We start from the raw sequence: 26,519 nt of genomic DNA, 5'->3' as shown, positions 1-26,519 counted from the left end.
AGGGCCTGTCGAAAAAACGCGGGTCAGCCGGGAACGGAACATCGTCTCAATCGAAACGGAAACACAGCATCGTGATGTCGTCGCGCTGCGGCCGGTCGCCCTGGTATGCGGCAAGTGTCTCACTGAACACCCGACTTTGTTCTACCAGCGGCAACTGCGCATGGTTACGAATCATGTCCGAGAACCGGCTGCTGCCGAAGCCGTAGCCGAACTCGCCGCCGGCCTGGTCGAGGAAGCCGTCGGTGGTCATGTAGAAGGTGCGGCCGGCTTGCAGCGGAACGCTGGCATTGGTGTACTGCCCCAACCGCTTGTCCCCGATGGCACGGCGCGCGCCGGCCAGTTGCTCGACCGATTCGCCGTCGCTGGAGTAGAGCGCCACCTTGGCGCCTGCAAAGACCACCTCGCGCCCGGCCAGATCGACGAAGGCCAGGCCCACATCCATGTTGGTGGCCAGCGCCTGGTTGTCGACCACGCCGTCCTGCAGCATGGCGCGCACGATCTGGTCGGCGCGCGCCAGCACGCCGGCCGGATCGGCCATGCCGACATCCACGATGGCCTGGTCGATGGCCGCATGCGCCAGCATGGTCATGAGCGCACCGGGCACGCCATGCCCCGCGCAATCGACCACGCCGAACAGGCAGCAGTCCTCGCCCGCACGGTAGATGTAGAAGTCGCCGCCCACCACGTCGCGGGGCCGCCAGAGCACGGCGTGCCGTTCGCCCAGGGCATTCACGAGCTCGCGGCGCGGCAGGATCGCACGCTGGATCAGACTCGCATAGTCGATGGAATCGCTGATCTTCTTGTGCGCAGCCGCCATGTCGCGATTGGCGAGCTCCAGGGCCTGCGTCCGCTGGCGCACGCGGTCCTCGAGCTCGGCCGTGTGGTTGCGCACCTTCTCGGCCATCACGCCAAAAGCATTGCTGAGCTCGCCGATCTCGTCGCCACGCGCAGGCGGCAGCTGCACGTCGTAGCGGCCCGCGGCCATCGCCTGGGCCGTACGCTTGAGCTGGCCGATCGGGCGCAGCACCAGACGTTCGACCGCATAGGCAAAGCCGCCGAGCATCAAGGCCAGCAGCACGCCCAGGGCCGCCACCAGCGGCGTCAGCAGGCTGCCGTCGATCACCTTGGCCGTCCCCAGATCGACCAGATTGACCACGTACCATTTCAGATCGGGCATGTAGGTCAGGGCCAGCAATTCGCGCTTGCCCGCCGTGGTCACCGGAATCAGCTGCACGTCGCCGGGCTGTTCCTGCGAGACGCGCATGGCCTGCCGGACCGCTTCGCGTTGCGCATCGGTTCCGAGCAGGCCAAACAGCGTGTGACCGCTGCCGCCGCCGCCGCTGCCCGAGTTGAGCGCGATCAGGTTCTTGTCGGGGTGGGCCTGGATGCTGCCCTCGCTATTGACGATCATGGCCGTCACCCCGCGTTCCTCGTTCGACACGAAGTCCTGCAGGAAAGCCGAAAGATCGAGTCCCGTGCCGGCCACGCCGATGCGGCGCTTGCCGTCGAGCACCACGAAGTTGAACCAGACCTTGGTGGTCCGGAGCACGGCGCTGGTGTCGACGTTGATGTTGGACAGCGGCGCGTCGTCCCGCATGGTGTTGTAGAACCAGGCGTTGGTGGCGACGTTCTCGTGCAGCACTTCACGGGGCTGCTCGCTGTAGTTCTTGTCGCTGTTGAAGAAGTAGCTGCCCGAAGGCGCGCTGGCCAGGAAGTAGGAGTGGTCGCGGAAATCCTCGCGCCAGCCTTCGGCATCCCGGAAGAACAGCGAGCGCTTGGCAGGATCCTGCTCGTCGAGCAGAAACTGCCGCACCACTTCGGAATGGGCAAAGCGCCGCGACAGGGCGTACTCGCGCGAGATCGGCGCAAAGATCTTTTCCCGGTTGAGCAGCGTCGTGTTGCGCGCGTAAGCCTGGCTGAAATGGGTATGGATGCCGTCGAGCACCTGCCAACCCACCAAGGCCGTGGGCAGGACGGCAATCAGGCATGCCAGCAGCAGTGCCAGCAGCGATTTGCTGCGCAATCCCCAAGTAGCCACGAGTTCCCCTCATCGGTGCCGGCGACTGCGTCCATCGGGGGGCTCGGCGTTTTGTGCAAACGCTCCCCTATGGCGCGGCCGGTGCGGCACCCGATCATTGATTTCTGTTGATCCAAAAGCCGGTCGAACACGGTCTCTGCCGCCCTGCGTACCCGCTTTACTCCCTTGCGACGCGCTTTCGCGGCCCGTCACCTCGTCACCACGCACACGGAGCCTGGCCCCTCTCATTCAGACAAAAACGTTCGAAATGAACACTTTTACCTTAACCTCAAAGCTCCAAGACCCGGCTGATGTGCCGATGAACGATTCTATGCGCGGCGCATGCCCAAAAGCCACCGGAATCCTGCGCGGCGCGGCCTCGTCGCCACACCCCGCACCGGCAGGCGCGACGCCCGCACGGGGGCCGCATGTGCGGCCAACCCCGGCACAATAGGCGCACATGACCGCCCCACTCACGCCCCCGCCGCCGGCTGCCGGCACACCCACCGCGCTGCAGTCCCGGCAACGCTGGCTGTTCCTGCTGACGCTGATGGTCGGCACCATGGCCTCGGTGATGTCGTCGACCATCATCAACGTCGCCATTCCGGGCATGAGCGAGTACTTCGCGCTCGGACAGGAACGTGCCCAATGGGCCACGTCCAGCTTCATGCTGGCCATGACGGTCTCCATGCTCACCACCCCCTGGCTGCTGGGACGCTACGGCTGGCGTGCGACCTACCTCGGCACGATGGCGCTGCTGCTGGCCGGCGGCGTGGTCGGCGGACTGGCCGAGGATTTCAACGTGGTGCTGGCCGCGCGCGTGGCCGAAGGGCTGGCCGCAGGCGTGGTCCAGCCGATTCCGGCCATTCTCATCATGCGCACCTTCCAGCCCTACGAACAAGGCAAGGCGACCGGCCTGTTCACCATGGGCGTGGTGCTGGCCCCGGCGCTGGGCCCCAGCATCGGCGGCGTACTGCTGGACTTCTGGGGCTGGCGCTCGATCTTCTTCATGGTGGTGCCGCTCTGCGTACTGGCCTTTGCGCTGAGCCTGCGCTGCGTGCCCAACCTCACCCCCGACGGCGCACGCCCCGGACAGGGCGGCGCCGGCGCACCGCTCGACTGGCGCGGACTCGCTCTGGCCGGCCTGGGCACGCTGGCGCTGCTGCACGGCATGGTCGGACTGCATGGCGGCCAGACGGCGCAAGCGGCACTGCTGATCGGGGCAGCCGTCGTGCTGTGGGCCGGGTTCCTGCTGTGGCAGCAACGCCAGCGGCAACGCGGCGGCACGCCGCTGCTCAACCTGGCCGTCTTCCAGCACCGCACGTTCGCACTGGGCTGCGTGGTGGCCTTCATCTACGGCGCGGCCCTGTTCGGCTCGACCTACCTGCTGCCGGTCTACATGATGCTGGGCCTGGGGCTGTCGCCGACCCATGTCGGGACGGTGCTGCTGCCGGCCGGCCTGGTGCTGGCCGCCGTGATTCCCATCGGCGGCCGCCAGGCCGACCGCCGCCCGCCCGGCCAACTCATCATGCTGGGCCTGCTGCTGCTGGGCCTGTCCTTTGCGATGATGCCGATGCTCGGTCTGGGCTCGGGCGTGGTCGCCCTGGGCGCGCTGACCCTGCTGGGCCGGATCGGGCTCGGATTCATTCTGCCGGCACTCAATCTGGGCGCGATGCGGGCCCTCGACAAGCCGCAGATCCCACAGGGCGCCAGCGTGATCAATTTCGTACGCATGCTCGGCGGTGCCATCGGCGTGAGCCTGTGCGGCATCCTGCTGGAATGGCGGGCCCTGGCGCGTGGCCAGAGCCTGACCGCCCCCACTCACACCCTCGATCGCCTGCGCGCCTTCGACGACGTGTTCCTGGTCCTGGCGGCACTCTGCGTGTGCGCCATGCTGGCGGCCTGGCGCATGCGGACCCCGACGGCCAGGGCCTGACGCTCTCCGGCACTTCACCCCGCATATTACAAAAACGCATAAGAATAGGCTTGCACGATCGGATTTTGCGTTTAAAAAGACAGTCTGAGCTTTTCCCCGCCCGCTCGTCCTCCAACAACAATCAACAGGATTCCCGCCGCCATGTGCCAATTGCTCGGCATGAACTGCAACCTCCCGGCCGATGTCACATTCAGCTTTTCGGGATTCGCCCAGCGTGCCGGTCACACCGGCGACCACACCGATGGCTGGGGCATCGCCTTTTTCGAAGGCCATGGCCTGCGCCATTTCGTCGACCACCTGCCCGCGCTGCAATCGCCCGTGGCGCAGCTCATCCGCAGCTATCCCATCAAGAGCCGCGACGTCATTGCCCACATCCGCAAGGCCACGCAAGGCGAGGTCAAGCTCGAGAACTGCCACCCCTTCGTGCGCGAACTGTGGGGGCGCTACTGGGTCTTTGCCCATAACGGCAATCTCAAGGATTTCCATCCCCGGCTGCATGCCGCGTTTCGCCCGGTCGGCGAGACCGACAGCGAGCGTGCCTTCTGCTGGATCATGCAGGAGCTGGCCAAATCCCACGCCGGCGTTCCCAGCGTGGCCGAGCTCACGCTCACCTTGCAGGAACTGGCCGAGACGATCTCGCCGCACGGCACTTTCAACTTCCTGCTCTCGAACGGCGAAGCCCTGTGGGCCCACGCGACGACCAGCCTGTACTACATCGAGCGCCGGCACCCCTTCAACCAGGCCCGGCTGGCCGACGAGGACATCCGCATCGATTTCGCCCAGCACAACGGCCCGGACGACCGCATCGCCGTCATCGTCACGGCGCCCTTGACCTCGGACGAACAATGGACGGCGTTCGAGGCCGGGCAGGTGATGGTCTTTGTCGACGGTGCGCTGCAGAATGCCGAACGGCCCTCCAAGCTCATCCAGCACAAACCCAGTGCCTGAAGGCTGACGCCGCAGGCCCTCAGTCGTTCACCCGGGGTTCGAGGCGCGAGAAGATGGGGCCGGCCAGCGGCTCGAGATCGGGCAGCGGCAGGCGGCCGATGCGCCGGGCCTCGTCGACCGGCAGTCCGAGTCCCACCAGCAGCCGCTCGACCAGTAGCTCGGCATGGTCAGGGGCCGTCTCTTCCTTCAGGCAGGTCTCGATGCCGTAGAAAAGCGCGCCCAGCAACAGGTCGCGCCCGACCTGCACGTTGGTCAGTCCCAGACGCTGCGCCACGATGGCATCGGACACGTCGCGGCGCAAGTGGATGTCGATCGGCTGGCCACGGGCCGCGATGTGTGTCCCCACGCGTGCGATGAACGCCCCCCAGATGGGATAACGCACGGCCTCGCGCAGATACAGCCGCGATCCGACGGAAAACCGCTCGAGCGGATCGGTGCGCGCCAGCGCATAGGGCTCGATCACGTGCAGCACTTCGTCGCTCATGCCGGCGGCGACGGCGAGCATGAGCTCGTGGGTGGTTCGGAAATGGTTGTAGAAGGTGCCCCGCGACACCCCTGCCGCAGCGATGAAATCGTCGATCACGGCCATGTCCGGCCCCTTGGCGACAAACACGGTCAGCGAGGATTCGATCAGCTTGATCCGTGTTCGCCCCCGGCGCTGAGCACCGACGCGCGTACGATGTCCGACATCGGGCGCCATCTCGGGGGGCAAGCGATCATTCATGGAAGGCAAGGCCAGACTGGGAAAGAAAGGCCGGCGGCAGACAGCGACAGACGGGCTGTGCGGGTGTCTCTCGCCGGGCAAACCTGCACGTTCCAAAGGGCAGGCGGAACGACGAGGCATTGTGACACACGGCCCGCACCGCCCTCGGTTCTCAGCGTGCCAAGGACTCGAGCGCGTCCAGGAACATGGCGGGTACGTCGAATCCGGTCTGGTCCGTGATTTCCTGGAAACACGTCGGGCTGGTCACATTGATTTCCGTCAGGCTGGTGCCGATCACATCCAGCCCCACCAGCAACAGCCCTCGTGCGGCCAGCACGGGGCCCAGGGCTTCGGCGATCTCGCGGTCGCGCACGGTCAGCGGCTGGGCCACGCCCTTGCCGCCGGCCGCCAGGTTGCCCCTGACCTCGCCGCCCTGCGGGATGCGCGCCAGGCAATACGGTGCCGGCACGCCGTTGATCAGCAGGATGCGCTTGTCGCCATGGACGATGTCCGGCACGTAACGCTGCACCATGAGGGTCTGCGTGCCCTCGCGGTTGAGCGTCTCGATGATGGCGCCCAGGTTGAGACCGTCGGCCCGCACCCGGAAGATCCCCATGCCGCCCATGCCGTCGAGCGGCTTGAGGATGATGTCGCCGTGCTCGGCCTGGAACGCCCGGACGTCTTCGGGACGGCGTGTCACCAGCGTCGGGCTGACGTACTCGGGAAACTCGAGCAGGGCCAGTTTCTCGGGATGATCGCGCAGGGCCTGCGGCTTGTTGAACACCTTGGCGCCTTCGCGCTCGGCCTGCCCCAGCAGGTGCGTGGCATAGAAGAACTCGGTGTCGAAAGGCGGATCCTTGCGCATGACGATGGCATCGAAGCCGCGCAGCTCGACCCGCCGCGTGCCGTCGGTGCGGAACCAGGCCTGGGCCTCGCCGGTGAGCGTGATGTCGCGGACCTCGGCCGTGACCCGCTCTCCGCTGCGCCAGGCGATGTCGATCTGCTCGCAGGCCGAGACCCGATGACCGCGCCGCTGGGCCTCGCGCATCATGGAGAAGGTGGTGTCCTTGTAGATCTTGAAGGATTCCAGGGGGTCGGCGACAAACAGGATGTTCATGAAAAAACCTCGCAGAGGGGCTTGTGGGGAAATGGGGTGAACGGGGGCCGGATCATGCGCGGCGGTGCAGGATCCACAAGGCCAGCACGCCTGCGGCAACGCCCCAGAATGCCGAACCGATGCCCGCGATCGTCACGCCGCTGAGCGTGACCAGGAACGTGATGAGCGCCGCTTCGCGGTGCGATGGCTCGCCCAGCGCCACGGAAAGGCCGTTGCCGATGGTGCCGAGCAGAGCCAATCCGGCGATGGCCGCCACCAGCTCGGCCGGGAAGGCGGCGATCCAGGCCGTGACCAGGCCGGCAAAGAGGCCCAGGCACAGATAGATGACTCCACAGACCACGGCGGCCGCATAGCGGCGGTCCGGATCTTCGTGGGCCTCGCGGCCCATGCAGATGGAGGCGGTGATGGCGCTCAGCGACAGCGAATAGCCGCCGAACGGTGCCAGCAGCAAGGTCGCCAGGCCGGTCAGGGTCACCAGGCGCGAGACCGGCATGCGAAAGCCCGCGGCACGGATGGCCGCCACGCCCGGCAGGTTCTGCGAGGCCATGGTGACGACGAACAGCGGCAGGGCCAGGCTGACCGTGGCCGCCAGGCTCCATTGGGGCGTGACCCAGACCGGCTCGGCCAGCGCCCAAGCAATCGGCACGGCCATGCCGTTCATGCGGCCGCTGGCCAAGGCAAACAACACGGCCACGGCCAGCGTGGCCGGCACGGCATAACGCGCGAACAGCCGCCGCCCGAGCAGATAGGTCGACAGCATGACCAGCACCAGCGGCAACGCGGTCTGCGCCGCCGTGAAGGCCTGCAGGCCGAACCGGGTGAGCACACCGGCCAGCAGGCCGGCAGCCAGCGCGAGGGGGATGCGGTCCATGATGCGCTCGAACCAGCCCGTGACGCCGAACAGCGCCACCAGTGCCGCGCACAGCATGAAGGCCCCGACCGCCTCGCCCATCGAGAACCCGCCGCCCGAGACCGCCAGCATGGCGGCGCCCGGCGTGCTCCAGGCCACCATCACGGGCTGGCGCAGCAGCAGCGAGGGCACGGCCGTGCACAACCCGCAACCCACGCCCAGGGCCCAGACCCACGAGGTGATCTGTTCGTGCGAGGCACCCAGGGCCTGCGCGGCCTGGAACACGATCACAATGGAGCTCGTGACGCCCACGAGGACCGCCACGAACCCGGCGCTTGCCGCCGACACACTGAGATCTTTGAGAAACCGCATGGCCGCGATTGTGTCACCGGCCCATGCCGCGCGCCGGGACACGGGCCAATGGCCCTGCCCGTTCCCGGTGCGCACCTCCCTGCTGCAGGACCCATGCCATGACGACTTCCCTTCCCCTCACCGCCAGCCAGAGGCTGGAAGCCGCGCTCGCCGCCATCGCACAAGCGGGCGACGAAGGCGGGCGCATCTTCACACGCCTCTACCCCGAGCGTGCCCGTGCCGAGGCCCATGCGGCGGATGCGCGCGCCGTGCTCGGGCTCAGCCAGGGCCCGCTCGACGGCTGCATCGTCTCGGTCAAGGACCTGCTCGATGTGGCGGGCGAGCCGACCACGGCAGGCTCGGCCCTGCTGCGCGACGCCCCGGCGGCGACGGCGGATGCCGAAGTCGTGCAGCGCCTGCGCCGTGGCGGCGCGGTCATCGTCGGCAAGACCAACATGACCGAATTCGCGTTTTCCGGGGTGGGGCTCAATCCCCACTACGGCACGCCGGGCAATGCCCACGACGCCGCGCGCATTCCGGGAGGATCGTCGTCCGGCGCCGGTATCAGCGTGGCCAGCGGCTACGCCGAGATCGCCATCGGCTCGGACACCGGCGGCTCCATCCGCATCCCCTCGGCGCTCAACGGACTGGTGGGCTTCAAGCCCACGCGCGCCCGCGTGCCGCTCGATGGCGCCCTGCCCCTGTCGTTCACCCTGGACGCCCTCGGCCCGCTGGCCCGCAGCGTGGCCGACGCGGCCCGGGCCGACAGCGTGCTGTCGGGCCAGCCCCACCATCCCCTGGCACCCCGCCCGCTCAAGGCCATGCGGCTGGGCATTCCCCGCGGCCTGCTTTTCAGCCAGACCGAGTCGGTCGTCCTCGAGGCCTTCGAGGATGCCGCAAGCCGCCTGGCCCGGCACGGCGCACGGGTCGAGGACCTGGCACTCGATGCCCTGCTCGGCGCGCCTTTCAAGCTGCAGGAGCAGGGCACGCTCATCGCCGCCGAGGCCGCGCACATCCACGCCACCCATGTGGCGCAGCGACCGGAGGCCTTCGACCCCATCGTGCTGGGCCGCATCCGCCGTGGCCAAGCCATCCCTGCCTGGCATTACGTGGCCGTGCAGCAGGCCCGCCAAGCGCTGCTGCCGCGGCTCGACGAGGCCCTGGGCGACCTCGACGCCCTCATCCTGCCCACCGTGCCTTTCGTCGCGCCGCTCATCGCAGCCGTTCAGGAGGAAGAGGCCTTCCTGCGCACCAACGCGCTCATCCTGCGCAACCCGTCGGTCTTCAACTTCTACGACCTGCCCGCCCTGTCGCTGCCCCTGCCGGCGGCCGGTTCGCTGCCCATCGGCCTGATGGTGGTGGGCCGGCGCAACGCCGATCGGGCCCTGCTGGAAACGGCTGCGGCCATCGAGGCGCTGTTCGCCTGATGGCCGCAGAGATCCGGTCCACGCTCAGTGCGACCGGACGGCGAGCCTCGAGGGCTCGCCCGGGAATCGACGGTCGATGCCCTGCCCTTACTTGGGCGGAGCGACCGGGCCGATGAACGACTGGGTGCTGTAGAGCGAGGCGTCGAGGCGGCTCATCACCGGCAGGCCGGCACCGTTGCGCGGCAGGCTGTCGATGTAGCTCTGCAGCACGTCGGCATCCTGCACGCCCACGTCCGAGCGGCGCGCCTCGGGCACATTGGCCAGCGTGGTGTAGCCGTCGCCGCCGGTGGCATTGAAGCTCAACACGAACAGGCGGTAGGTCTTGGTCAGGTTCAGCGGGCCCCAGGTGCGGGTCGCGCCGTCGAAGACTTCCACGTTGCTGGCGCGTGCGCCCTTGGCCTGAGTGGCATCCACCTTCCAGCGCAGACCCCCCGCGTAGGGATAGGGACCCGACGCGCCACCGGTCTTGAAGACGGCATCCAGTCCATCCTCGACCATCGCCTTGGCTTCGGCGCCGGTCACGTCCATGCGCCACAGCTTGTTGTCGAACGGCAGCACGGTGATGACGTCGGCAGCGGTCACGTTGCCGAGCAGCGGCACACGCACGCCGCCGCCGCTCTGCAGGCTGATGTCGGCCCCGCCGTAGTCGCGGTTGCCGATCTCGAGGTAGGCCTGGGCCACCAGTTGCTGGATGTCGCCGCCGCGCACGTTGACCAGCCCTTCGGCGGTACAGGCTGCGCTGGAGCGCGTGTAATCGACCGACCCCACGCCACCCGGCACCCGGCGCGAGCACAGCTCCACCGGTGCCGTCGCGACCACCGAGGCCTTGAACTGATCGACCTTGGCCTTGAAGGGGGCCAGCACGGCGGCAGCCGCCGCATCGGGAGCCGTCACGCGCAGGAAACCGCTGGCCGCGATGTCCTTCACGATGGCTACGCGGTCGGCCTCGGTCACGGCCGTGGTGCCGATCTTGAAGTCGTCGCCGATGAGCACATGGGGAGTGCCCGCGCACTGCGTCACGCGGCCCTGCGCGTCGAAATCGACACGCAGTTCACCGACCACCTGCGCGTACTCCCAGGCTTGGGCGACACACACGGTCTCGTTGTCCTTGTTCTTGAGCGGCTCGGCATAGGCACCGCCAGGCGTGCCCACGCCATAGGTCGCCAGGCTGTCCGGCCCCAGCAGGGTGTGCGAATCGCCGCCCACCACCACATCCACACCGGAGAGCTTGGGGATGATTTCCTTGTCGTAGGCGTAACCGATGTGGCTCATCACCACGATCTTGTTGACGCCCTGCGACTGCAGCGCATCGATGGCGCGCTGCGCGGCCGTGGCCTCGTCTTCAAACGTCGTGTCGGCATCGGGGCTGGACGACTCCTTGGTCTTGCCGGCAATCGTCAGGCCCACGAGACCGATCTTCTGGCCTCCGCGCTCGACGACCGTGTAGGGCTGGACCAAACCCGGTGCCTTGCTGCTGGCCAGGGCCGAGTTCGCACCGAACTGAACGTTGGCGCTGAGCACCGGCGTCTTGCAGGCACCGGCATGCAGCAGGTCGAGGAACGACTTGAGCGACGTATCGCCCTTGTCGAACTCGTGGTTGCCCAGGGTGAAGGCATCGAAACACACGGTGTTCATCATGGCCGCGTCGGCCTCGCCGACCCCGCCCGCACGGGCAAAGTAGGGGGTGCCGCTCAAGGCATCGCCGGCGTGCAGCTTGAGCACGTTGGGGGATGCCGCAGCGAGCTCCTCGATGGCTTGGGTGACACGGGGAAAGCCGGCGGCATCGACCGTGACCGCCACCCGTTCACCGGCCGCGTTCGTCAGTTGCAGCGCCTTGCTCTTGCTGTCGAGCGTGGAGTGATGGTCGTTGATGTGCAGGATCGTGAGCGACAAGGGCTCGGCGGTCACCGGGGGCTGCGTGCCGCCCGTATTGTCGTCGTCGTTGTCACCGCCGCCACAGGCGACCAGCACCGCGCTGGCCAGCAGCGTTGCGCCGATCGTCCAGCCCAGGCGTCCGGGCAGGCGGCGCGATTCGATCCCCTCGTTCAGATGCTTCACCCTCATGGTGTTCAGTCCTCATGGTTTACAGAACTGAAATGGTGCAGCCACTTGATGACACGGTTGTGAATCACTCACTATGCTAGAGATAGCATTTCAGACTCTGGAAATCATCGATTTCAGAGGGATGTGCATCCTCCACCGACACGGACATCCCCCCTACCGGCGACCGGACCGGCGTCAGGCAAAGAACCAGTAGCACACGGCGATCGAGGCCACCACGCCCGCCAGGTCCGCCAGCAGCGCACAGCCTACGGCATGGCGGGCACGCTGCAAGCCCACGGCGCCGAAGTAAACCGCCAGCACATAAAAAGTCGTCTCGGTACTGCCTTGCATCGTGGCGGCGACCAGTGCGGCAAAGCTGTCCACGCCATGGGTCTGCATGGTCTCGATCAACAGGGCACGCGCGGCACTGCCGGAGAAGGGCTTGGTCAGCGCAACCGGCAGGGCATCGACAAAACGGCTGTCCAGCCCCAGGGCTTCGACCGCCCACCGCATGCCGCCGAGCACCACGTCCAGCGCACCGGAAGCCCGCAGCACGCCGACGGCGCACAGCATGGCCACCAGGTAGGGCAGCAGGTTCCTGGCCACGTCGAAGCCCTCCTTGGCGCCTTCGACAAAGGTCTCGTAGACCGGTATCCGCCGCCAAGCCCCGATGGCCAGGAACACGACGATGAGCCCGAAGAGCACCAGATTGCCCAGCAGCGACGACAGCGTGGCCAGCGCGGCGGCCGACAGCGTGGCCAGCACCCCCATGAAACCGCCCAGCACCAGGGCGCCACCGCCCAGCCAGGCCAGCACCACCGGGTCCCACAGGCGCAGGCGCTGCATCCAGGCCACGCTCAGCAGGCCGGCCAGGGTCGAGGCACTGGTCGCCAGCAAGATCGGCAGGAACACCAGGGTCGGGTCGGGCGCCCCCTGCTGGGCCCGGTACATGAAGATGGAAACCGGCAGCAGCGTGAGCGAGGAGGCATTGAGCACCAGGAACAGGATCTGCGCATTGCTGGCCGTGGTGGTGCTCGGGTTGAGCGTTTGCAGCGCCCGCATGGCCTTGAGACCGATCGGCGTGGCCGCGTTGTCCAAGCCCAGGCCATTGGCCGCGAAATTCAGCGTGATCAGGCCCAGCGCCGGATGGCCGGAAGGGACCTCGGGCATCAGGCGTTTGAAGAGCGGGGCCAGCAAACGCGACAGCCACTCGACCACACCGGCTTTTTCGGCAATGCGGAGCACGCCCAGCCACAGCGTGAGCGTGCCGAACAGCAGCACCATGACCTCGACGGCCAGCCGGGCCATGGCGAACAGGCTGGCGACCATGGCGGCGAACACCTGCGGTTGCCCGCCCACCAGCCACTGCGCCAAGCCGGACACGGCCGCCACCAGAAAAAATGCCAGCCACAAGCCATTGAGCATGTCTGCCTGTCCTTCAAAAGAGACCCTTGACCGGGCGATCATGCAATAAAAAAACCGCCAGTCCGGAGACTGGCGGTTTTTGAGGTTTCAAATCCAGGCAGGCACGAGGCCTGCGCGGAATTTAGAACCAGTGGTCGAAACCAACGATGACTTGGTTCAGAGTCTTCTTGCCGTCGGTAGCAGCGGAACCGGTTTCGCCCTTCACGTAGGCGTAGCCAGCGTACACGGTGCTGCGCTTGGACAGCTTGTAGTCGGCGCCCAGACCTGCAACCTTGACCTTTTGGCCCAGGAACAGGGATTGCGAACCGCTACGGCCAGAGGCTGCGGAAGCTTGGTCAACCACGCCGTAGGTGGCGCGGATGGTGGTGGCGCCCAGGGGAACCTTCACACCGGCGGTGTAAGCGGCTTCGTCGTCCTTGTTCTTGTCGTACTCGTAAGCAGCGATCAGAGCAACGGGGCCGAAGTTGTAGGAACCACCGATTTGGTAGATGGCGTCATCGCCAGCAACACCGTTCTTGGAAGCGGTGAAGCCGATGCCGACGGGACCATTTGCGTAGTCCAGACCCAGGGCGTAGGGAGCACGGCTGCCGCCGCCAACTGCGTCGGTGTACTCTTCCTTGGTCGCAGCTTGTGCAGTGACCTTGAAGCCGCTGAAGTTGGGCGAGATGTAGGTCGCAGCGTTGCTGTTGCGGGTGCCGTTGGAGGAAATCACGGTACCAGCGTTGCTCCACACGGTGCCATGGGCGCCGCCGTAGGTGCCAGCGAACACGTCGTTCAGGGTGTACTGACGGCCGAAGCGCAGTTCACCGAAGCCGCCGGACAGCGACAGGAACGATTGACGGTTGCCCAGGCTGGTAGCCGTGGAGGTGGAGTCAACGTTGTAGCCGGTTTCGACCACGAAGCCAGCCTTCAGGCCGTTGCCCAGGTCTTCCACGCCGCGGAAGCCGATGCGCGAGCCGCCCAGACCACCGGAGTTTTGCTTGAAGCCGGGGGTACCGTAGTTGTCCCAGGTGTAGTTCACGTCAGCGCGGCCGTACAGAGTAACGGACGACTGAGCCATCGCGGCGCCGGAAGCGGCCAGCACGGCCAGGGCGATCAGGGATTTTTTCATTACAGAATTCTCCAAGGTTAAACATGGGGCGCCGGCGCCTTTGATGCAGAGCTCGCCACTTGGTGCAAATCCCCGCAACACCGGTACCCCGGGCCAACCTCCTTTTCGGAAGTTGATGCTATTGCAACAGACCCACTGCGATTTGGCCAAGCCTTTTGGACATGGCCCAAGCGATTTGTTGCGACTGTGCAACAGCCTTTTGACGCACCTTCGAAACCAGCCTCAATGCAAGCCTCGCCCGTGTCAGTCAATACCTACAAACCTTGTGTGACAACGAGTTGACGCAACTTTCTCGACTCCACGCGAGGTGGCGTGGACGCCACGTTCGATCAATCCTCGCGCAGCTCGAAGCTGGTGCCCACCTCGGCGGTCTTGGCCAGCATGATGGTGGCCGAGCAGTATTTTTCGTGGCTCATATGGATCGCGCGCTCCACGGCTGCCGCCGGCAGGCCGCGGCCGGTGACCACGAAGTGCAGGTTGATGCGGGTGAAGACCTTGGGGTCGACCTCGGCCCGCTCGGCCTGGATCTGCACGGTGCAGCCGCGCACGTCGTGGCGACCGCGCTTGAGGATGAGGACCACATCGTAGGCCGTGCAACCGCCCGCGCCGGCCAGCAGCAGTTCCATGGGCCGTGGGGCCTGGTTGCGTCCGCCGTTCTCGGGCTTGGCCGCATCGGGGGCGCCGTCCATGGCGACCACATGGCCACTCCCGGTCTCCGCCACAAAACCCATGCCGGAACGGGTGCCCGAGGCCCCCGTCCAGCTCACACTGCATTCCATGGTGTTGCTCATGGCGACTCCGCTTGTTCCGTACAGGTATCTGAAGAGGATCCCGACCGGGGATCCGCGAGGCCCGTATTGTGACAAGAGTCGGGTCTGTGCGTTTCACGCAACAGCGATGCCCGGACCATTCCGTGGCCGAAAGAAGATGTTGCGTTGCAAAAAACACGGGTTTATACTTAGCTCCATCGCATTACCGAATTTTCAGAATTTTGTGGAAACCCGGTGATGCCCCAGTTGTCTCCTCCACCCTCCAATGGTGGATTTAAACCCGACTCTCACGAGTCGGGTTTTTTTTCGTCCGCTTTCCGGATGATGTGCGGCACGCTGGGCCTCTCGGGCCGCGGATGCCCTCGCGGGCACGAGGTTTTATGATGCGGGGTGGTCCAAACGACATCTGCGCGGACCTGGAAGCCGCCCCCCGCCTCGGCGCAACGGTGACGGCTGCCATGAAGCCGCACCCGCTACGGTCGGCTTCGCCCTCCCCGTCATCCAACCCGAAAGACCGGCCTCGCTCGCAGGCGACCCTGCGCCGAGACCCCGATATGAGCAGCAAGACCCACCTCACGCCCGCCGACTATCTCAAGAAGATCCTGACCGCCCGTGTCTACGACGTGGCCCAGGAAAGCCCCCTGGAACTCGCCAGCCAGCTGAGCCAGCGTCTGGGCAACCGGGTGCTGCTCAAGCGCGAGGACCAGCAGCCGGTCTTCAGCTTCAAGCTGCGCGGGGCCTACAACAAGATGGCACACCTCTCCCCCGCCCAGTTGAAGAAGGGCGTGATCTGCGCCTCGGCGGGCAACCATGCCCAAGGCGTCGCGCTGGGCGCCAGCAAGCTGGGTACGCGCGCGGTGATCGTGATGCCCACGACCACGCCGCAGGTCAAGGTCGATGCCGTCAAGGGACTGGGCGGCGAGGTGGTGCTGGCAGGCGACAGCTACTCGGACGCCTACGACCACGCGGCCAAGCTGCAGGCCAAGCATGGGCTGACCTTCATCCACCCGTTCGACGATCCGGATGTGATCGCCGGCCAGGGCACGATCGCCATGGAAATCCTGCGGCAGCACCAAGGGCCGCTCGATGCGGTGTTCGTGGCCATCGGCGGCGGCGGCCTGATTTCAGGCGTGGCCAACTACATCAAGGCCCTGCGCCCGGAGATCAAGGTCATCGGCGTGCAGATGAGCGACTCCGACGCCATGGTCCGTTCGGTCGAGCAAGGCCGGCGCGTCACGCTGCAGGACGTGGGCCTGTTCTCGGACGGCACGGCGGTGAAGCTGGTGGGCGAAGAGACCTATCGCATCAGCCGCGAACTGGTCGACGACTACGTGATCGTCGACACCGACGCCGTGTGCGCGGCCATCAAGGACATCTTCACCGACACGCGCAGCATCGTCGAGCCGTCGGGCGCGCTGGCCGTGGCGGCGATCAAGCAGTATGTGGCCCAGCACAAGCTCAAGGGGCAGACCTTCGCCGCCGTGCTGTGCGGCGCCAACATGAATTTCGACCGGCTGCGTTTCGTGGCCGAGCGGGCCATGGTGGGCGAAGAACGCGAGGCGCTGTTTGCCGTGACCATCCCCGAGGAGCGCGGCAGTTTCCGGCGGTTCTGCGAAGCCATCGAGCAACTGCCGGGCGCACCGCGCAATGTGACGGAGTTCAACTACCGCATCGGCAGCAGCCAGGCGGCGCATGTGTTCGTCGGCCTGTCGACGAGCGGCAAGGGCGAGAACGTCAAGATCGCCAACTACCTCAACAAGAAGGGTTTCCAGGCGCTCGACCTGACGCACGACGAACTGGCCAAGGAACACGTGCGCCACATGGTGGGCGGCCCCTCGCCGCTGGCCCAGGACGAGCGGCTGCTGAACTTCACGTTTCCCGAGCGGCCCGGCGCGCTGCTGAAGTTCCTGTCGTCGATGCAGCCGGGCTGGAACATCAGCCTGTTCCATTACCGCAACCAGGGCGCCGACTATGGCCGCACGCTGATCGGCATGCAGGTGCCCAAGCGCGACAACAAGGCCTTCAAGCAATTCCTGTCGGACCTGGGCTATCCCCACAAAGAAGAGACCGACAACCCGGTCTACCAGCTCTTTCTGCGCCAGCCCCAGTGAGCACGGACGGCCCCGAGGCCGCCGGAGCGCTCAGGGCTGCCAGCCGCCGCCCAGCGCCAGGAACAGCGTGACCTGGTCGTCGGCCAGTTGTGCATCGGAAGCGGCCAGCGCGGCCTGGGCCGTGGCCAGTCCACGGTCCGCATCGAGCGCATCGAGATAGCCGCTTCGCCCGCCGCGGTACAGCGCGCGCGCCTGATCGGCCACCTCGGCGGCCTGGTCGCGTGCGGCCTGCAGCGCGGCTCGGCGGTCCAGCTCCTGCGCATAGGCATTGAGCGCCGTTTCGGTCTCGCGCAGGGCGTTGAGCACCGTGCCGTCGAAGGTGGCCAGCGCGGCACGCGTGCCGGCCTCCGACTGGGCGATACGGGCCTGCGCGACGCCGGTGTTGGGCAGGGTCCACGACACCAGCGGGCCCAGGCTCCAGGAAAAAGTGTCGCCTCGTCCAAAACCGCTCGCCAATCCGGCCGATGAAGCGGACAGGCCGAGGGTGATTTTGGGATAGAGGTCCGCAGTGGCCACGCCGATGCGTGCCGTGGCCTCGGCCAGTTGCCGCTCGGCCTGCCGGATGTCGGGCCGGCGGCGCAGCAGTTGCGCACCGTCGCCGACGGGGATCTGGCTGGCGATGGCCGGCGGCGCGGCACAGTCCTGAACCTCGCGCGGAAAGTCCTGCGGCAGTCGACCGCTGAGTGTCGCCAGCCGGTAGAGCGCGCCCTGCCGCTGAGCCCGCAAGGGCGGCAGAGCGGCTTCGAGTTGCCCCAGTTGACTGCGCGCCCGCGAGACATCGATCGAGGCGGCGCGGCCGGCCTGCTGCAGTTGTTCGTTGACGCCCAGGGCTTCCTGCTGGAGCGCGAGCGAACGGCGCGCGGAAGCCAGCCGGAGATTGGCCGAACAGATGTCGAGATAGGCGCGGGTCGTGGCGGCTGCCACGTTGACGCGGGCGAGATCGACGGCAGCCTGCGCGGCCTGCCCGCCCGCCTGCGCGGCTTCGATGCCTCGCCGGATCTGGCCAAACAGATCGACCTGATAGGACAGGCCGGCGCCGGCGCTGTAGTGATAGGCGTTGGGGGGCACATAACCGGGCTGCAGCTCGGATAGACCGGAGACATGGCCGTAGCTGGGCCCGCCCGACACGCTGGCCGTGGGCCGGGTTCCGCCCTCGGCTTCGTCGATGCGGGCCTGTGCGCTCTCCAGATGGGCCAAGGCCACCCGCAGGTCGGTGTTGTGGGCCAGGGCCTGCTGCACGATCGCATCGAGACGGTCGTCCTGGTACAGACGCCACCAATGATCGGGCAAGGGCTGCGCGGCAAAGACAGGGGAGCCGCCCCCCGGGGTCGAGGCCTGTTCGAATGGCAATGCAGCGTGCGGCTGGCTGGCGACGGCTTCGGGCGGCTGGCGATAGTCCGGGCCGACAGGCGGTGTCGAGCACGCGGCCAGCAAAGCGGCCGTGACGGCTGCACCGCCCAGGCCAGCAACAAGCCGGCGCAAGCGATGCAGGGCAGTGGGCCGGGCGGCTGTGGATGCCAGCCGGTCCGGACCGCCGCGGAAACGGCGGGACCCGGCGCGTACGGCCGTCTGAATCACGGAGGGAGTGGACACGGTCATGGTCATCCTCCCTTTGCGGGCCGGACCTGGCCGGCCATCGACGAGGCAGCCGCTGCCGGCTCCCCCGAAACCTGTCCCTGCGGGTCGTTCGACGGCTGCGGACGGCCCTCGATGACCTGCACCGTCACGGTCTGGCCGGCCACCAGTCGCCTGCCTTCGCGTGCATCGAGCTGGATGCGAACCGGCACGCGCTGCGCCAGGCGGACCCAGTTGAATGTCGGGTTGACGCTGGGCAGCAGATTGGCGCCCGTCGTGCGGTCATGGTCGGCGATGCCGGCCGCCACGCTCTGCACCGTGCCCGTCAGGGCCGTCTCGCTGCCCATGGGCGTCACGCGCACGCGGTCGCCGAGCTGGATGCGCGGCAGCTTGGTCTCCTCGAAATAGCCTTCCACATACACGTGGTCCTGATCGACCAGAGCCATCACGGCATGGCCTGCGGTCGCGTAGGCGCCCTGCCGCAGATCGAGATTGGTGACGATGCCATCGCTGGGTGCCTTGACCTGGGCACGCGCCAGATTGAGTTCGGCCGTATCGAGCGCGACCTGGGCCTGCGCCACGGCGGCGCGCGCCTGCTCCACGCGGCTGCGGGTCTGTTCCTGCACTTCGCGCGAAACCAGCGCACTCAGACCGCTGTTGCGGCTGTTCTCGCGTTGCGCCTGGTTCAGCACGGTGCGCTGGGCATCCAGTGCCGACTGCGCCTGGCGCACGGCCAGCAGATAACGGGCCCGATCGACTTCGAACAGCAGATCACCCGCCTTGACATGCTGGTTGTCGCCGACATGCACGGCGGTCACCAGACCGGAGACATCGGGTGCCAGTTGCACGACGTTGGCACGCACCCGGCCGTCGCGTGTCCAGGGCGCGCGTTCATAGTGATCCCACAATTGCAGGATCGCCCAGCCGGCCAGCGCCACGGTCAGTGCGGTGACCAGCACCCGCACGGCCGGGCGCAGCCAGGCGGGCGATGTCGTTGTTTTGGATGATGAAGCCATGTTGTTCTCGATTCCTGAAAAAGACGGGGGCGGCGGGCGGCAGGGGCCACCCGCGCAGGGCCATGCAAGGAGCCGGCGGCGTCAGCCGGCCTGCCAGGCTCCGCTGAGCCTGCTCAGGCCCCAGAGCAGCAGCGCGTACAGGGCCAGATCGAACAGCGCCGGATGCCACACCCAACGATAGAAGCCGCTGGCGGCGAGCAGCCTGCGCACGCCCCAGCTCACGAGCAGGGCGGCCAGGGCGAGCAGCATCAGCCAGGGGAAATACAGGCCGTCGACGGCGGCTTCTCCGATCATGGGGCGACTCCTTGAAGAGACGGCGCCGGTGCCCAGTCGGCCGGCGCGTCGGGAAACAGGTTGCGGCGCAGACCGACCAGCGCCGCCAGGGCACGGCGGCGCTCGCCGGCCGGCACGGGCCGAGCGCGCAGCAACTCCGCGAGCAGGCGGTCGAGGCAGGGCAGCGCAGCGGGCGGGACGCCTGGCGCACCACCCTCGGCCCGGTCGATGAAGAACCGGTGCAGTTGACGCATCAGGGCGTCCAGAGGCTCGGCAGGCAGAACGCCACGGGCACGCTGCAGCGCAGCGATGTCGGTGCCCACGCGCAGGTCGCGCAAGGCGTCGTGGGCCACGACACCCTCGACCGTGCCGCCGGCCTGCGCAATACGCGGGGCCAGCAGGCCGATGCGGTCGAGCATGCGCACGGCGTAGGACGGATCGTGCGGCCGGCCGGCTTCGGCCATATGGCCGAGTTCGCGCCACGTCGCGCGCTGGATGCGGCGGGCGCTCCAGGCCGCTCCGACCGAGCGCATCAGCCGGGCCACCCGGGCAGCGACCACCACGCCGATCGCCTCGGCCACCATGAAGTTGAGAAAGCTGGTGAGATCGGCATTGGCCGTGTCATGCATGGACAGCGTGCCGGCCACGCCGAAAAACAGCGGCATGGCGATGCCGAAGGTCGCGGGCCGGGCGATGTACAGGCCCAGGACCAGAAACAGGGGGGCGCAGACCAACACCAGCATGCCGAAATCCTGAACCAGCGGCAGCAGGATCAGCACATACAGGGCGGACAGGGGAATGGACCACAGCGTCCACTTCAGAAAGCCATGCATGGCGGGCACCGGATCGTCCATGGCGGCAAAGAAACAGCTGAAGATCGCCGCCATCATGGCCGCCACATAGCCCATGGGCCACGCCGTCACGATCCAGAACAGACAGCACAGGCCCACCGCGATGACCACGGCCAAGGCCGACAGGAGCGCCATGCCGCGGTCGCGGTGCAACACCCGGTTGCCCAGCTCGGCCGTCCGGCGCAGCGGCACGGCAGCACCCGAAAGCCCCGAGTCGATGTCGCGGCGCAACTGGCCGCACGACCACCAGTTGTCGACCAGTTCGGCCAGCCGCTGGGCCAGCCCGATGCGCAGGGCCAACTGCCACTCGCTGCCCGGACGGCCGGGCTCGGCGCGTGCCTGCGCGGCGGCACAGAAATCCTCGATCGCAGGCGTCATCGCCTGCCGCCCTGCTCTCGGATCGTCCGACGCTGCACCGGCCGTCTGCTGCTGTTCGAGCCAACGGGCGGCTTGCGTCAGCAGCGCGGCCACATCGGCAGGCAACTGGCCCGAGGCGTCCTGCAGGGCCCGGAGCCTGTCCTCCACAGCCGACAGCATCGGCGTCAGGGCGGCCACACGGTCCTGCATGGCGCGGATGGCGCCGGCCGTCCAGCGCAGATGGGTGGTGTCGAAGGGCACGTGGGTCGACAGCAGCCGCAGTTGCGTGATGTCGGCAGCCAGCCGGCGGCGGTCGGCAGTGAGCTTGGAATCGGCCGAGCCCGGCAAAATGGGCGCCGTGCGCAGCGGGTCGAGCAGGTCGCCGAGCCAGCGGCGCGCATCGGCCAGCGTGCGGTCCATGAGGCCCAGCACGCTGGGCGCCAGGCTGGCGGGCAACACGATGCTGTGCACCACCGAAGCGCACAGAATGCCCAGGCCGATCTCTTCGACGCGGGCGATCGCCGTGTCGAACATGAGCTCGGGCGTGGTGACTGCCGGAAACCCGATGAGCGCCGCGGTGTATCCGGCGAGCATGAAAAGATAGGCTCGCGGCGTGCGGTCGAGCAGAGACACATAAAGGCACAGCGCCACCCAGCACGCCAGGGCCAGGCTGAGCAGTTCCGGCGCATTCACCAACGCCGGCACCAGCAGCAGAGCCGCCATGCTGCCGACCAGCGTGCCGCCGAAACGGAACAGGGCCTTGGACCGCACCGCACCGGCCAGCGGATGCGCAACGATGTAGGTCGTCATCAAGGCCCAGAACGGCCGCGGCAGACCGGCCCGGCTGGCCAGATACATGGCCAGCATGGCGGCGGCAAAACTCTTGCCGGAAAAAACAAGTTCCGCGCGGGTGTAGCGCGGCAAAGTCAAGGTGGCCACGGCATCAGTCCTTGGCGCTGACCGGCCGGGAATCCACCGCGGAAGCCGACTGCACCGGCACCCCGGGCACCGAGGGCGCGGTGATGCCCAGGCGATGCGTCAAGGTGTCGAACACCCGCTGGCAGGCCTGGATGTCCGCATCGTCGACGCCGTCGTACAGGGTCGAGCGCAGGGTGTTGAGCGCCTCCTCGATCTCGGCACACACCCGCTCGCCTGCCGAGGTGAGATGCAAGGTCTTGGCCCGGCGATCCAGCGCATCTTCGCGTCGCTCGACGAGGCCGGCTTCGACCAACTGGTCGAGCGAACGCACCAGCGACGGTCCCTCGATGCTCATGGCATCGGCCAGAACCCCCTGCCGCAGCCCGCCTCCCAAACGGCTGATGAACACCAGCGGCCAGGCCATCGCATGCGACAGGCCCAATCCGCTCACCGCCTTGTCGGCCGCAGCACGGTAGCCACGCTGCAGGACACCCAGGGTCATGCTCAGCGACATGAGGGCGGCTGCACGGGGCGAGGCGTTGGAGAGAGCGGAGAGCGACAGGGACATGGCGGTTTTCCTCGGCCATCCGCACAGACCTGCACGCCTTGCATCGGATAGCCATCATCTAAATAGTTAGCTTGCTATCTATTATAGCGACAAGCCGAATATCCTGCACGGCAGGTCTTCAGACGCTCGATTCGTGTTCGATGACAACAAGTTAGTGTGAAGCACGCCGATAAGCCGGATTCTGTGCACGACGGTTGCCCGCCATGTGACCGCCATTAATCTGGGCCGGATGTCGCCACCCGGCTCGGTGCTACCTACCCGTGGACTCAGCGGGCCGCCTCGATGTCCACCTATTTGGTATTGCTGCGCGTAGAGATTGCCCGTTTCACCCGGACTGAACCGGCTCGTCTCTGTTGCTCTGATCCTCACCTCGCGGTGGAGAGGTGTTACCTCCTACGCTGCCCTGCGCAGTCCGGACGTTCCTCCAGTGCCATGTTTCCATGATTGCACCAGCGGCGGTCTGGCGTGCTTCACGGGCGCATTATCGCCGATCCGGGGCCCCCACCGGGCCAGGCGGGCCGGCTTCGGGTCACACGCCAGCGTGCTCGGCCGTCCTACAAGAGGCCGCAAGGCCGATCTCCATAATCGGATCATGCAAGTTTCCGGACCGGCGCGTGCTCCGCGCCGTGCAGACACCACCATGCCCCATGCCCCGACCCGACCCGCCGCTGCCTGGCGCCAACGCTTCCAGAGGCACAACTCGCGCTGGACGGCCGGCAACAGCCTGAAGCTGCTGGAAAACGGCGAGGAGTTCTTCCCCGCGGTCAACCAAGCCATTCAGAGCGCGCAGCGCGAAGTGGTGCTCGAGACCTTCATCCTGTTCGAGGACAAGGTCGGTGCGGCGCTTCAGGAAGCCTTGCTCGACGCCGCGGGCCGCGGCGTCGACGTGCATGTGCTGGTCGACGGCTACGGTTCCTATGAGCTCTCGCGGGGCTTCATCGCCAAGCTGATCCAGGCCGGTGTCAAGTTCCGGGTGTTCGATCCCGGCCAGAAGGTGATGGGCAAACGCATCAATGTGCTGCGCCGCATGCACCGCAAGATCGTGGTGGTCGACGGCGAACTGGCGTTCATCGGCGGCATCAATTACGGCGCCGACCACCTGGCCGACTTCGGGCCCACGGCCAAGCAGGACTATGCCACGGCCATCCGCGGACCCGTGGTGCAGCGCATCCGTGAATTCGTGTTCCGCGCGATCGGCGAATCGCCGCGGGAAGACAACCGCAACCTGGGCCGCGACGCCCAACCCGCAGGCGACGTCGAGACCTTGTTCGTGACGCGCGACAACCACCGCCACCGCAACGACATCGAGCGCCACTACCAGGCCGCGCTGCGCACGGCCCGCGAGCGGGTGATCATCGCGAACGCCTATTTTTTTCCGGGCTACCGCTTCATCCGCGCATTGCGCCGGGCTGCCTTGCGCGGCGTCGACGTGCGCCTGATCCTTCAGGGCGAGCCCGACATGCCGATCGTGAAGACGGCGGCCAAGCTGCTGTACGACCATCTGCTGCGCGCCGGCGTGAAGATCTACGAGTACTGCGACCGGCCGCTGCACGGCAAGGTGGCCCTGGTCGACGACCAGTGGGCCACCATCGGCTCGAGCAATCTGGATCCGCTGAGTCTTTCGCTCAACCTCGAAGCCAATATCGTGGTTCGCGACCGGGCCTTCAACGCCACCCTCCATGAAAACCTCGACCGGCTGATGAAGCACAGCTGTACGCCGGTGGTGCCCGAGCCCGAAGGCCGATGGCATGGCCTGCGGCTGGTGCGCAGCTATTGCGTGTTCCACGTGCTGCGCTGGTTTCCGACCTGGGCCGGATGGCTGCCGCGCCACAAACCCACCATTGCCCTGGCGCGCGTGCAGGCCGAGGACGGCGGCACGGTCGACGAAGAAACCGCGGCACGCGCAGCCGCGACCTGACACACTGCCCTCCCATCCGCCCTACGTCACGAGACTCCACCATGCCGCCCCAAGCCCCCACCGTCACGGCGGCAGAATCCGCATCGCGCCGCAACGGCGCAAGGCAACCGTCGGCCGATGCCGGTCCGAGCTCGCTCGCCGGCCGCTGGAAGGCCCTGCAGGCGCGTCCCTGGTGGCCCTGGCTGATCCGCACGCTGGCCGGACTGTTCATGCTGCTGGTGGTCGCGCTGCTCGTGCGACAGGCACGGGGCGTGGACTGGGCAGCCGTCTGGCAGGCCTTCACCGACCTGCCCACCCTGGCACTCGCCGGCGGCGCGCTGGCTTGCGCGGCCAGCCACCTGATCTACGGCACGTTCGACCTGTTCGGGCGGCACTACACCCGGCACGCGCTGTCGGTCCCGCGCACCATGGGCATCACGCTGGTCGCCTATCCCTTCACGCTCAACCTGGGCTCCATCATCGGGGGGGTCTCGGTGCGCTACCGGCTGTACTCGCAACGTGGCGTCAGCGTCGGCAAGATCGGACAGATCGTGGGCCTGAGCATCGTCACCAACTGGCTGGGCTACTTTGTCCTGGCCGGTGCCGTGTTCTGGGCCTGGTCGCCGCAACTGCCCGAGCAATGGCATGTCGGCCCCGAGGCCTTGCGCCTCATCGGCGGCGTGCTGGCCGGGCTGACGCTGGCCTATGTGGTGCTGTGCGCCTGGCGCAAGGGCGAGCCGCTGGCCGTGCGAGGCCGCACGTTTCCAATGCCGAGCTGGCAAGCCGCCGTGCTGCAGACCACGGTGTCGGTCGTCAACTGGATGACGATGGGCGCGGCCATCTGGCTGCTCACCCAGCAGCAGGCGCCTTATGCCGCCACGCTGGCCGTGGTGCTGCTCGGTGCCATGGCCGGCCTGATCTCGCGCATCCCGGCCGGCCTGGGCGTGCTCGAGGCCGTGGGGGCGACCGTGCTGTCGGCCTACATGCCCGCACCGGCAGCGCTGGCCGCCGTGCTGGCCTACCGTGCGATGTATTTCTTTGCGCCGCTTCTGCTGGCCGGACTGGCGTTTGCGTGGATGGAATGGCGAGGCCGGCACTGAGCGCCCGGCCGAGGCCTCCTTCGCATCGGCCGGTTCAGTCCTCGTCGAAACCGCGCACGTGCTCGGCCTTGAAGACCGGCAACGCCCAGTTGAAACGGATGGCCAGCATGCGCATGGCAAAACCCACGACCAGCGCGGCCAGCATCGCCTGACCCTGTGCCATGCCGCCCTGCTGCAGTCCGACGTAGATCACGCCGGTCACGAGCGAGACCGAGGCGTACAGATCGCGGCGCAGCACCAGCGGCACCTGGTTGCACAGCACGTCGCGCAGCAGGCCGCCGAAGATGCCGGTGATCAGCCCCATCAGCACCACGATGACGACATGCACACCGGCCTCGGCCGCGATATTGCAGCCGATGACGGTGAAAGCCACCAGTCCCATGGCGTCGAGCAGCAGGAATGCGCCCTTGACGCGATAGGCCTGGCGGGCCAGCGCGGCGGCAGCCACCGCGGCACCGATCGTGAAGGCCAGGTATTCGGGGTGGGCGACCCACCCCAGCGGATAGTGGCCCAGCAACATGTCGCGCACCGAACCGCCGCCCAGTGCGGTCACGGTCCCGATGAAACACAGTCCGAACAGGTCCATGTTGCGCCGCATGCCCATGATCGCGCCCGAAGCGGCTTCGGCGGCAATGGCCACCAGGTAGATGAAACTCAGCATATCCATGATGTCGGCCGGCTCGGGCGGTCAGAGAAAACGCGACACGTCGAGCGTGTGCGCACGCCCCAGCCACGACACGTGCAGGGTGTGATCGGCCAGGTCGTCGCCGGTGTCGCCATGCACCAGAACGTCCAGGCCGCCGCGCTGGGCCTCGAGCCACGGAATGAGCGCATCGAACGTTTCTTTCCCGAAAGCCAGCTGGCAGCTCCAGCACGGATGGGGCCCGACGAGCCGTTCATGGACCCGGCCGACCTGAACATCGAACCGTTCGCCTGCGCGCTGGCACAGGGCACGCGCCTGCGCCACGGTCTGCGCATCGAAGTAGACGTGAGCGTGGTATCGGTCGTACAGATTCTGGGGAAAGGCAGTCATGTCGGCAAGCCAGGAGGGGCACACGGCCCCGATGCTACCCGCAAGCCCTGGCGCTTCGAGCGAGGGGCCTTTAAAATCGTGCCCCCTGCTCGATGACCACGAGCCTTCGATCGCTCTGCGAT

General features: G+C 67.1%; 21 protein-coding genes and 1 other RNA gene. 6 read left to right on the top strand and 16 right to left on the bottom strand.

Translation table 11 applies throughout. From position 1 onward, the window contains the following. Positions 1 to 46: 46 nt before the first annotated feature. Positions 47 to 2,038, bottom strand: a complete 1,992-nt coding sequence (gene siaA, locus EC845_RS07440; RefSeq protein ID WP_123296752.1) for a biofilm regulation protein phosphatase SiaA — start codon at positions 2,036 to 2,038, stop codon at positions 47 to 49. 439 nt (positions 2,039 to 2,477) lie between these two features. On the opposite strand from siaA, the gene EC845_RS07435 reads away from it, so the two are divergent. Continuing rightward, positions 2,478 to 3,953, top strand: coding sequence for an MFS transporter (locus EC845_RS07435; protein WP_123296750.1), 1,476 nt, complete (start codon positions 2,478 to 2,480; stop codon positions 3,951 to 3,953). 141 nt (positions 3,954 to 4,094) lie between these two features. Further along, positions 4,095 to 4,901, top strand: coding sequence for a class II glutamine amidotransferase (locus tag EC845_RS07430; RefSeq protein ID WP_123296748.1), 807 nt, complete (start codon positions 4,095 to 4,097; stop codon positions 4,899 to 4,901). A 19-nt stretch (positions 4,902 to 4,920) separates the two neighbouring features. Here EC845_RS07430 and EC845_RS07425 read toward each other — a convergent pair whose 3' ends face one another. The 3 genes from EC845_RS07425 to EC845_RS07415 all read right to left on the bottom strand — a co-directional run bounded on the left by EC845_RS07425 (position 4,921) and on the right by EC845_RS07415 (position 7,943). After that, positions 4,921 to 5,625: a TetR/AcrR family transcriptional regulator gene (locus EC845_RS07425; protein ID WP_233597974.1), complete on the bottom strand. Its 705-nt coding sequence runs from the start codon at positions 5,623 to 5,625 to the stop codon at positions 4,921 to 4,923. A gap of 151 nt (positions 5,626 to 5,776) precedes the next feature. Next, entirely contained in the window at positions 5,777 to 6,721 is a 945-nt protein-coding gene (gshB, locus tag EC845_RS07420) for a glutathione synthase (RefSeq protein ID WP_123296744.1), read from the bottom strand. A gap of 52 nt (positions 6,722 to 6,773) precedes the next feature. After that, positions 6,774 to 7,943, bottom strand: a complete 1,170-nt coding sequence (locus EC845_RS07415; RefSeq protein WP_123296742.1) for a benzoate/H(+) symporter BenE family transporter — start codon at positions 7,941 to 7,943, stop codon at positions 6,774 to 6,776. 98 nt (positions 7,944 to 8,041) lie between these two features. Here EC845_RS07415 and EC845_RS07410 point away from each other — a divergent pair, with 98 nt between their 5' ends. Beyond that, on the top strand, positions 8,042 to 9,349 hold the full coding sequence (locus tag EC845_RS07410) for an amidase (protein ID WP_123296740.1): 1,308 nt from the start codon (positions 8,042 to 8,044) through the stop codon (positions 9,347 to 9,349). 87 nt (positions 9,350 to 9,436) lie between these two features. On the opposite strand, the gene EC845_RS07405 is transcribed toward EC845_RS07410, so the two are convergent. From EC845_RS07405 to EC845_RS07390, 4 genes are all read right to left on the bottom strand, one after another. Beyond that, positions 9,437 to 11,413 (bottom strand): bifunctional UDP-sugar hydrolase/5'-nucleotidase, encoded by a 1,977-nt coding sequence (locus EC845_RS07405; protein WP_123296738.1) that lies wholly within the window; start codon positions 11,411 to 11,413, stop codon positions 9,437 to 9,439. 174 nt (positions 11,414 to 11,587) lie between these two features. Further along, a complete protein-coding gene (locus EC845_RS07400; protein WP_123296736.1) occupies positions 11,588 to 12,817 on the bottom strand; it encodes a nucleoside recognition domain-containing protein in 1,230 nt (409 codons plus the stop codon). 121 nt (positions 12,818 to 12,938) lie between these two features. Continuing rightward, entirely contained in the window at positions 12,939 to 13,928 is a 990-nt protein-coding gene (locus tag EC845_RS07395) for a porin (protein ID WP_123296734.1), read from the bottom strand. 329 nt (positions 13,929 to 14,257) lie between these two features. Next, the gene (locus EC845_RS07390; protein ID WP_123297953.1) at positions 14,258 to 14,707 is read right to left on the bottom strand and encodes an OsmC family protein; all 450 of its coding nucleotides are present in this window, start codon (positions 14,705 to 14,707) and stop codon (positions 14,258 to 14,260) included. A gap of 545 nt (positions 14,708 to 15,252) precedes the next feature. On the opposite strand from EC845_RS07390, the gene ilvA reads away from it, so the two are divergent. Continuing rightward, on the top strand, positions 15,253 to 16,809 hold the full coding sequence (gene ilvA / locus EC845_RS07385) for a threonine ammonia-lyase, biosynthetic (protein WP_123296732.1): 1,557 nt from the start codon (positions 15,253 to 15,255) through the stop codon (positions 16,807 to 16,809). A gap of 30 nt (positions 16,810 to 16,839) precedes the next feature. On the opposite strand, the gene EC845_RS07380 is transcribed toward ilvA, so the two are convergent. The 6 genes from EC845_RS07380 to rnpB form a co-directional block, all read right to left on the bottom strand. After that, the gene (locus EC845_RS07380; protein ID WP_123297952.1) at positions 16,840 to 18,408 is read right to left on the bottom strand and encodes an efflux transporter outer membrane subunit; all 1,569 of its coding nucleotides are present in this window, start codon (positions 18,406 to 18,408) and stop codon (positions 16,840 to 16,842) included. Between the two features lie 2 nt (positions 18,409 to 18,410). Next, positions 18,411 to 19,400, bottom strand: coding sequence for an efflux RND transporter periplasmic adaptor subunit (locus tag EC845_RS07375; protein WP_123296730.1), 990 nt, complete (start codon positions 19,398 to 19,400; stop codon positions 18,411 to 18,413). Between the two features lie 81 nt (positions 19,401 to 19,481). Further along, positions 19,482 to 19,694 carry a DUF1656 domain-containing protein gene (locus EC845_RS07370; protein WP_123296728.1) on the bottom strand — a complete coding sequence of 71 codons (213 nt, stop codon included), beginning with the start codon at positions 19,692 to 19,694 and terminating at the stop codon, positions 19,482 to 19,484. Continuing rightward, positions 19,691 to 21,820, bottom strand: a complete 2,130-nt coding sequence (locus EC845_RS07365; protein WP_123296726.1) for an FUSC family protein — start codon at positions 21,818 to 21,820, stop codon at positions 19,691 to 19,693. Before EC845_RS07365 ends, EC845_RS07370 begins: the two co-directional genes overlap by 4 nt. A gap of 4 nt (positions 21,821 to 21,824) precedes the next feature. After that, entirely contained in the window at positions 21,825 to 22,367 is a 543-nt protein-coding gene (locus EC845_RS07360) for a MarR family winged helix-turn-helix transcriptional regulator (protein WP_233597973.1), read from the bottom strand. 154 nt (positions 22,368 to 22,521) lie between these two features. Next, positions 22,522 to 22,839: RNase P RNA component class A (rnpB, locus tag EC845_RS07355), an RNA gene on the bottom strand. 168 nt (positions 22,840 to 23,007) lie between these two features. Between rnpB and clsB the strand changes: the two genes are divergently transcribed. Together clsB and EC845_RS07345 are read left to right on the top strand one after the other, a co-directional pair. Then, a complete protein-coding gene (gene clsB, locus EC845_RS07350) occupies positions 23,008 to 24,285 on the top strand; it encodes a cardiolipin synthase ClsB (RefSeq protein WP_123296723.1) in 1,278 nt (425 codons plus the stop codon). Positions 24,286 to 24,326: 41 nt separating this feature from the next. Next, positions 24,327 to 25,364, top strand: coding sequence for a YbhN family protein (locus EC845_RS07345; protein ID WP_123296721.1), 1,038 nt, complete (start codon positions 24,327 to 24,329; stop codon positions 25,362 to 25,364). Between the two features lie 34 nt (positions 25,365 to 25,398). On the opposite strand, the gene EC845_RS07340 is transcribed toward EC845_RS07345, so the two are convergent. After that, the gene (locus tag EC845_RS07340; protein ID WP_123296719.1) at positions 25,399 to 26,031 is read right to left on the bottom strand and encodes a trimeric intracellular cation channel family protein; all 633 of its coding nucleotides are present in this window, start codon (positions 26,029 to 26,031) and stop codon (positions 25,399 to 25,401) included. Positions 26,032 to 26,052: 21 nt separating this feature from the next. Then, positions 26,053 to 26,397 carry a DOPA 4,5-dioxygenase family protein gene (locus tag EC845_RS07335; RefSeq protein ID WP_123296717.1) on the bottom strand — a complete coding sequence of 115 codons (345 nt, stop codon included), beginning with the start codon at positions 26,395 to 26,397 and terminating at the stop codon, positions 26,053 to 26,055. Between the last annotated feature and the right edge of the window lie 122 nt (positions 26,398 to 26,519).

Source organism: Comamonas sp. BIGb0124, from assembly GCF_003752175.1.
Lineage (GTDB): Bacteria > Pseudomonadota > Gammaproteobacteria > Burkholderiales > Burkholderiaceae_C > Comamonas_F.
Note: the sequence above shows the minus strand (reverse complement) of the source record. Positions and strands in the feature narration are given on the sequence as shown.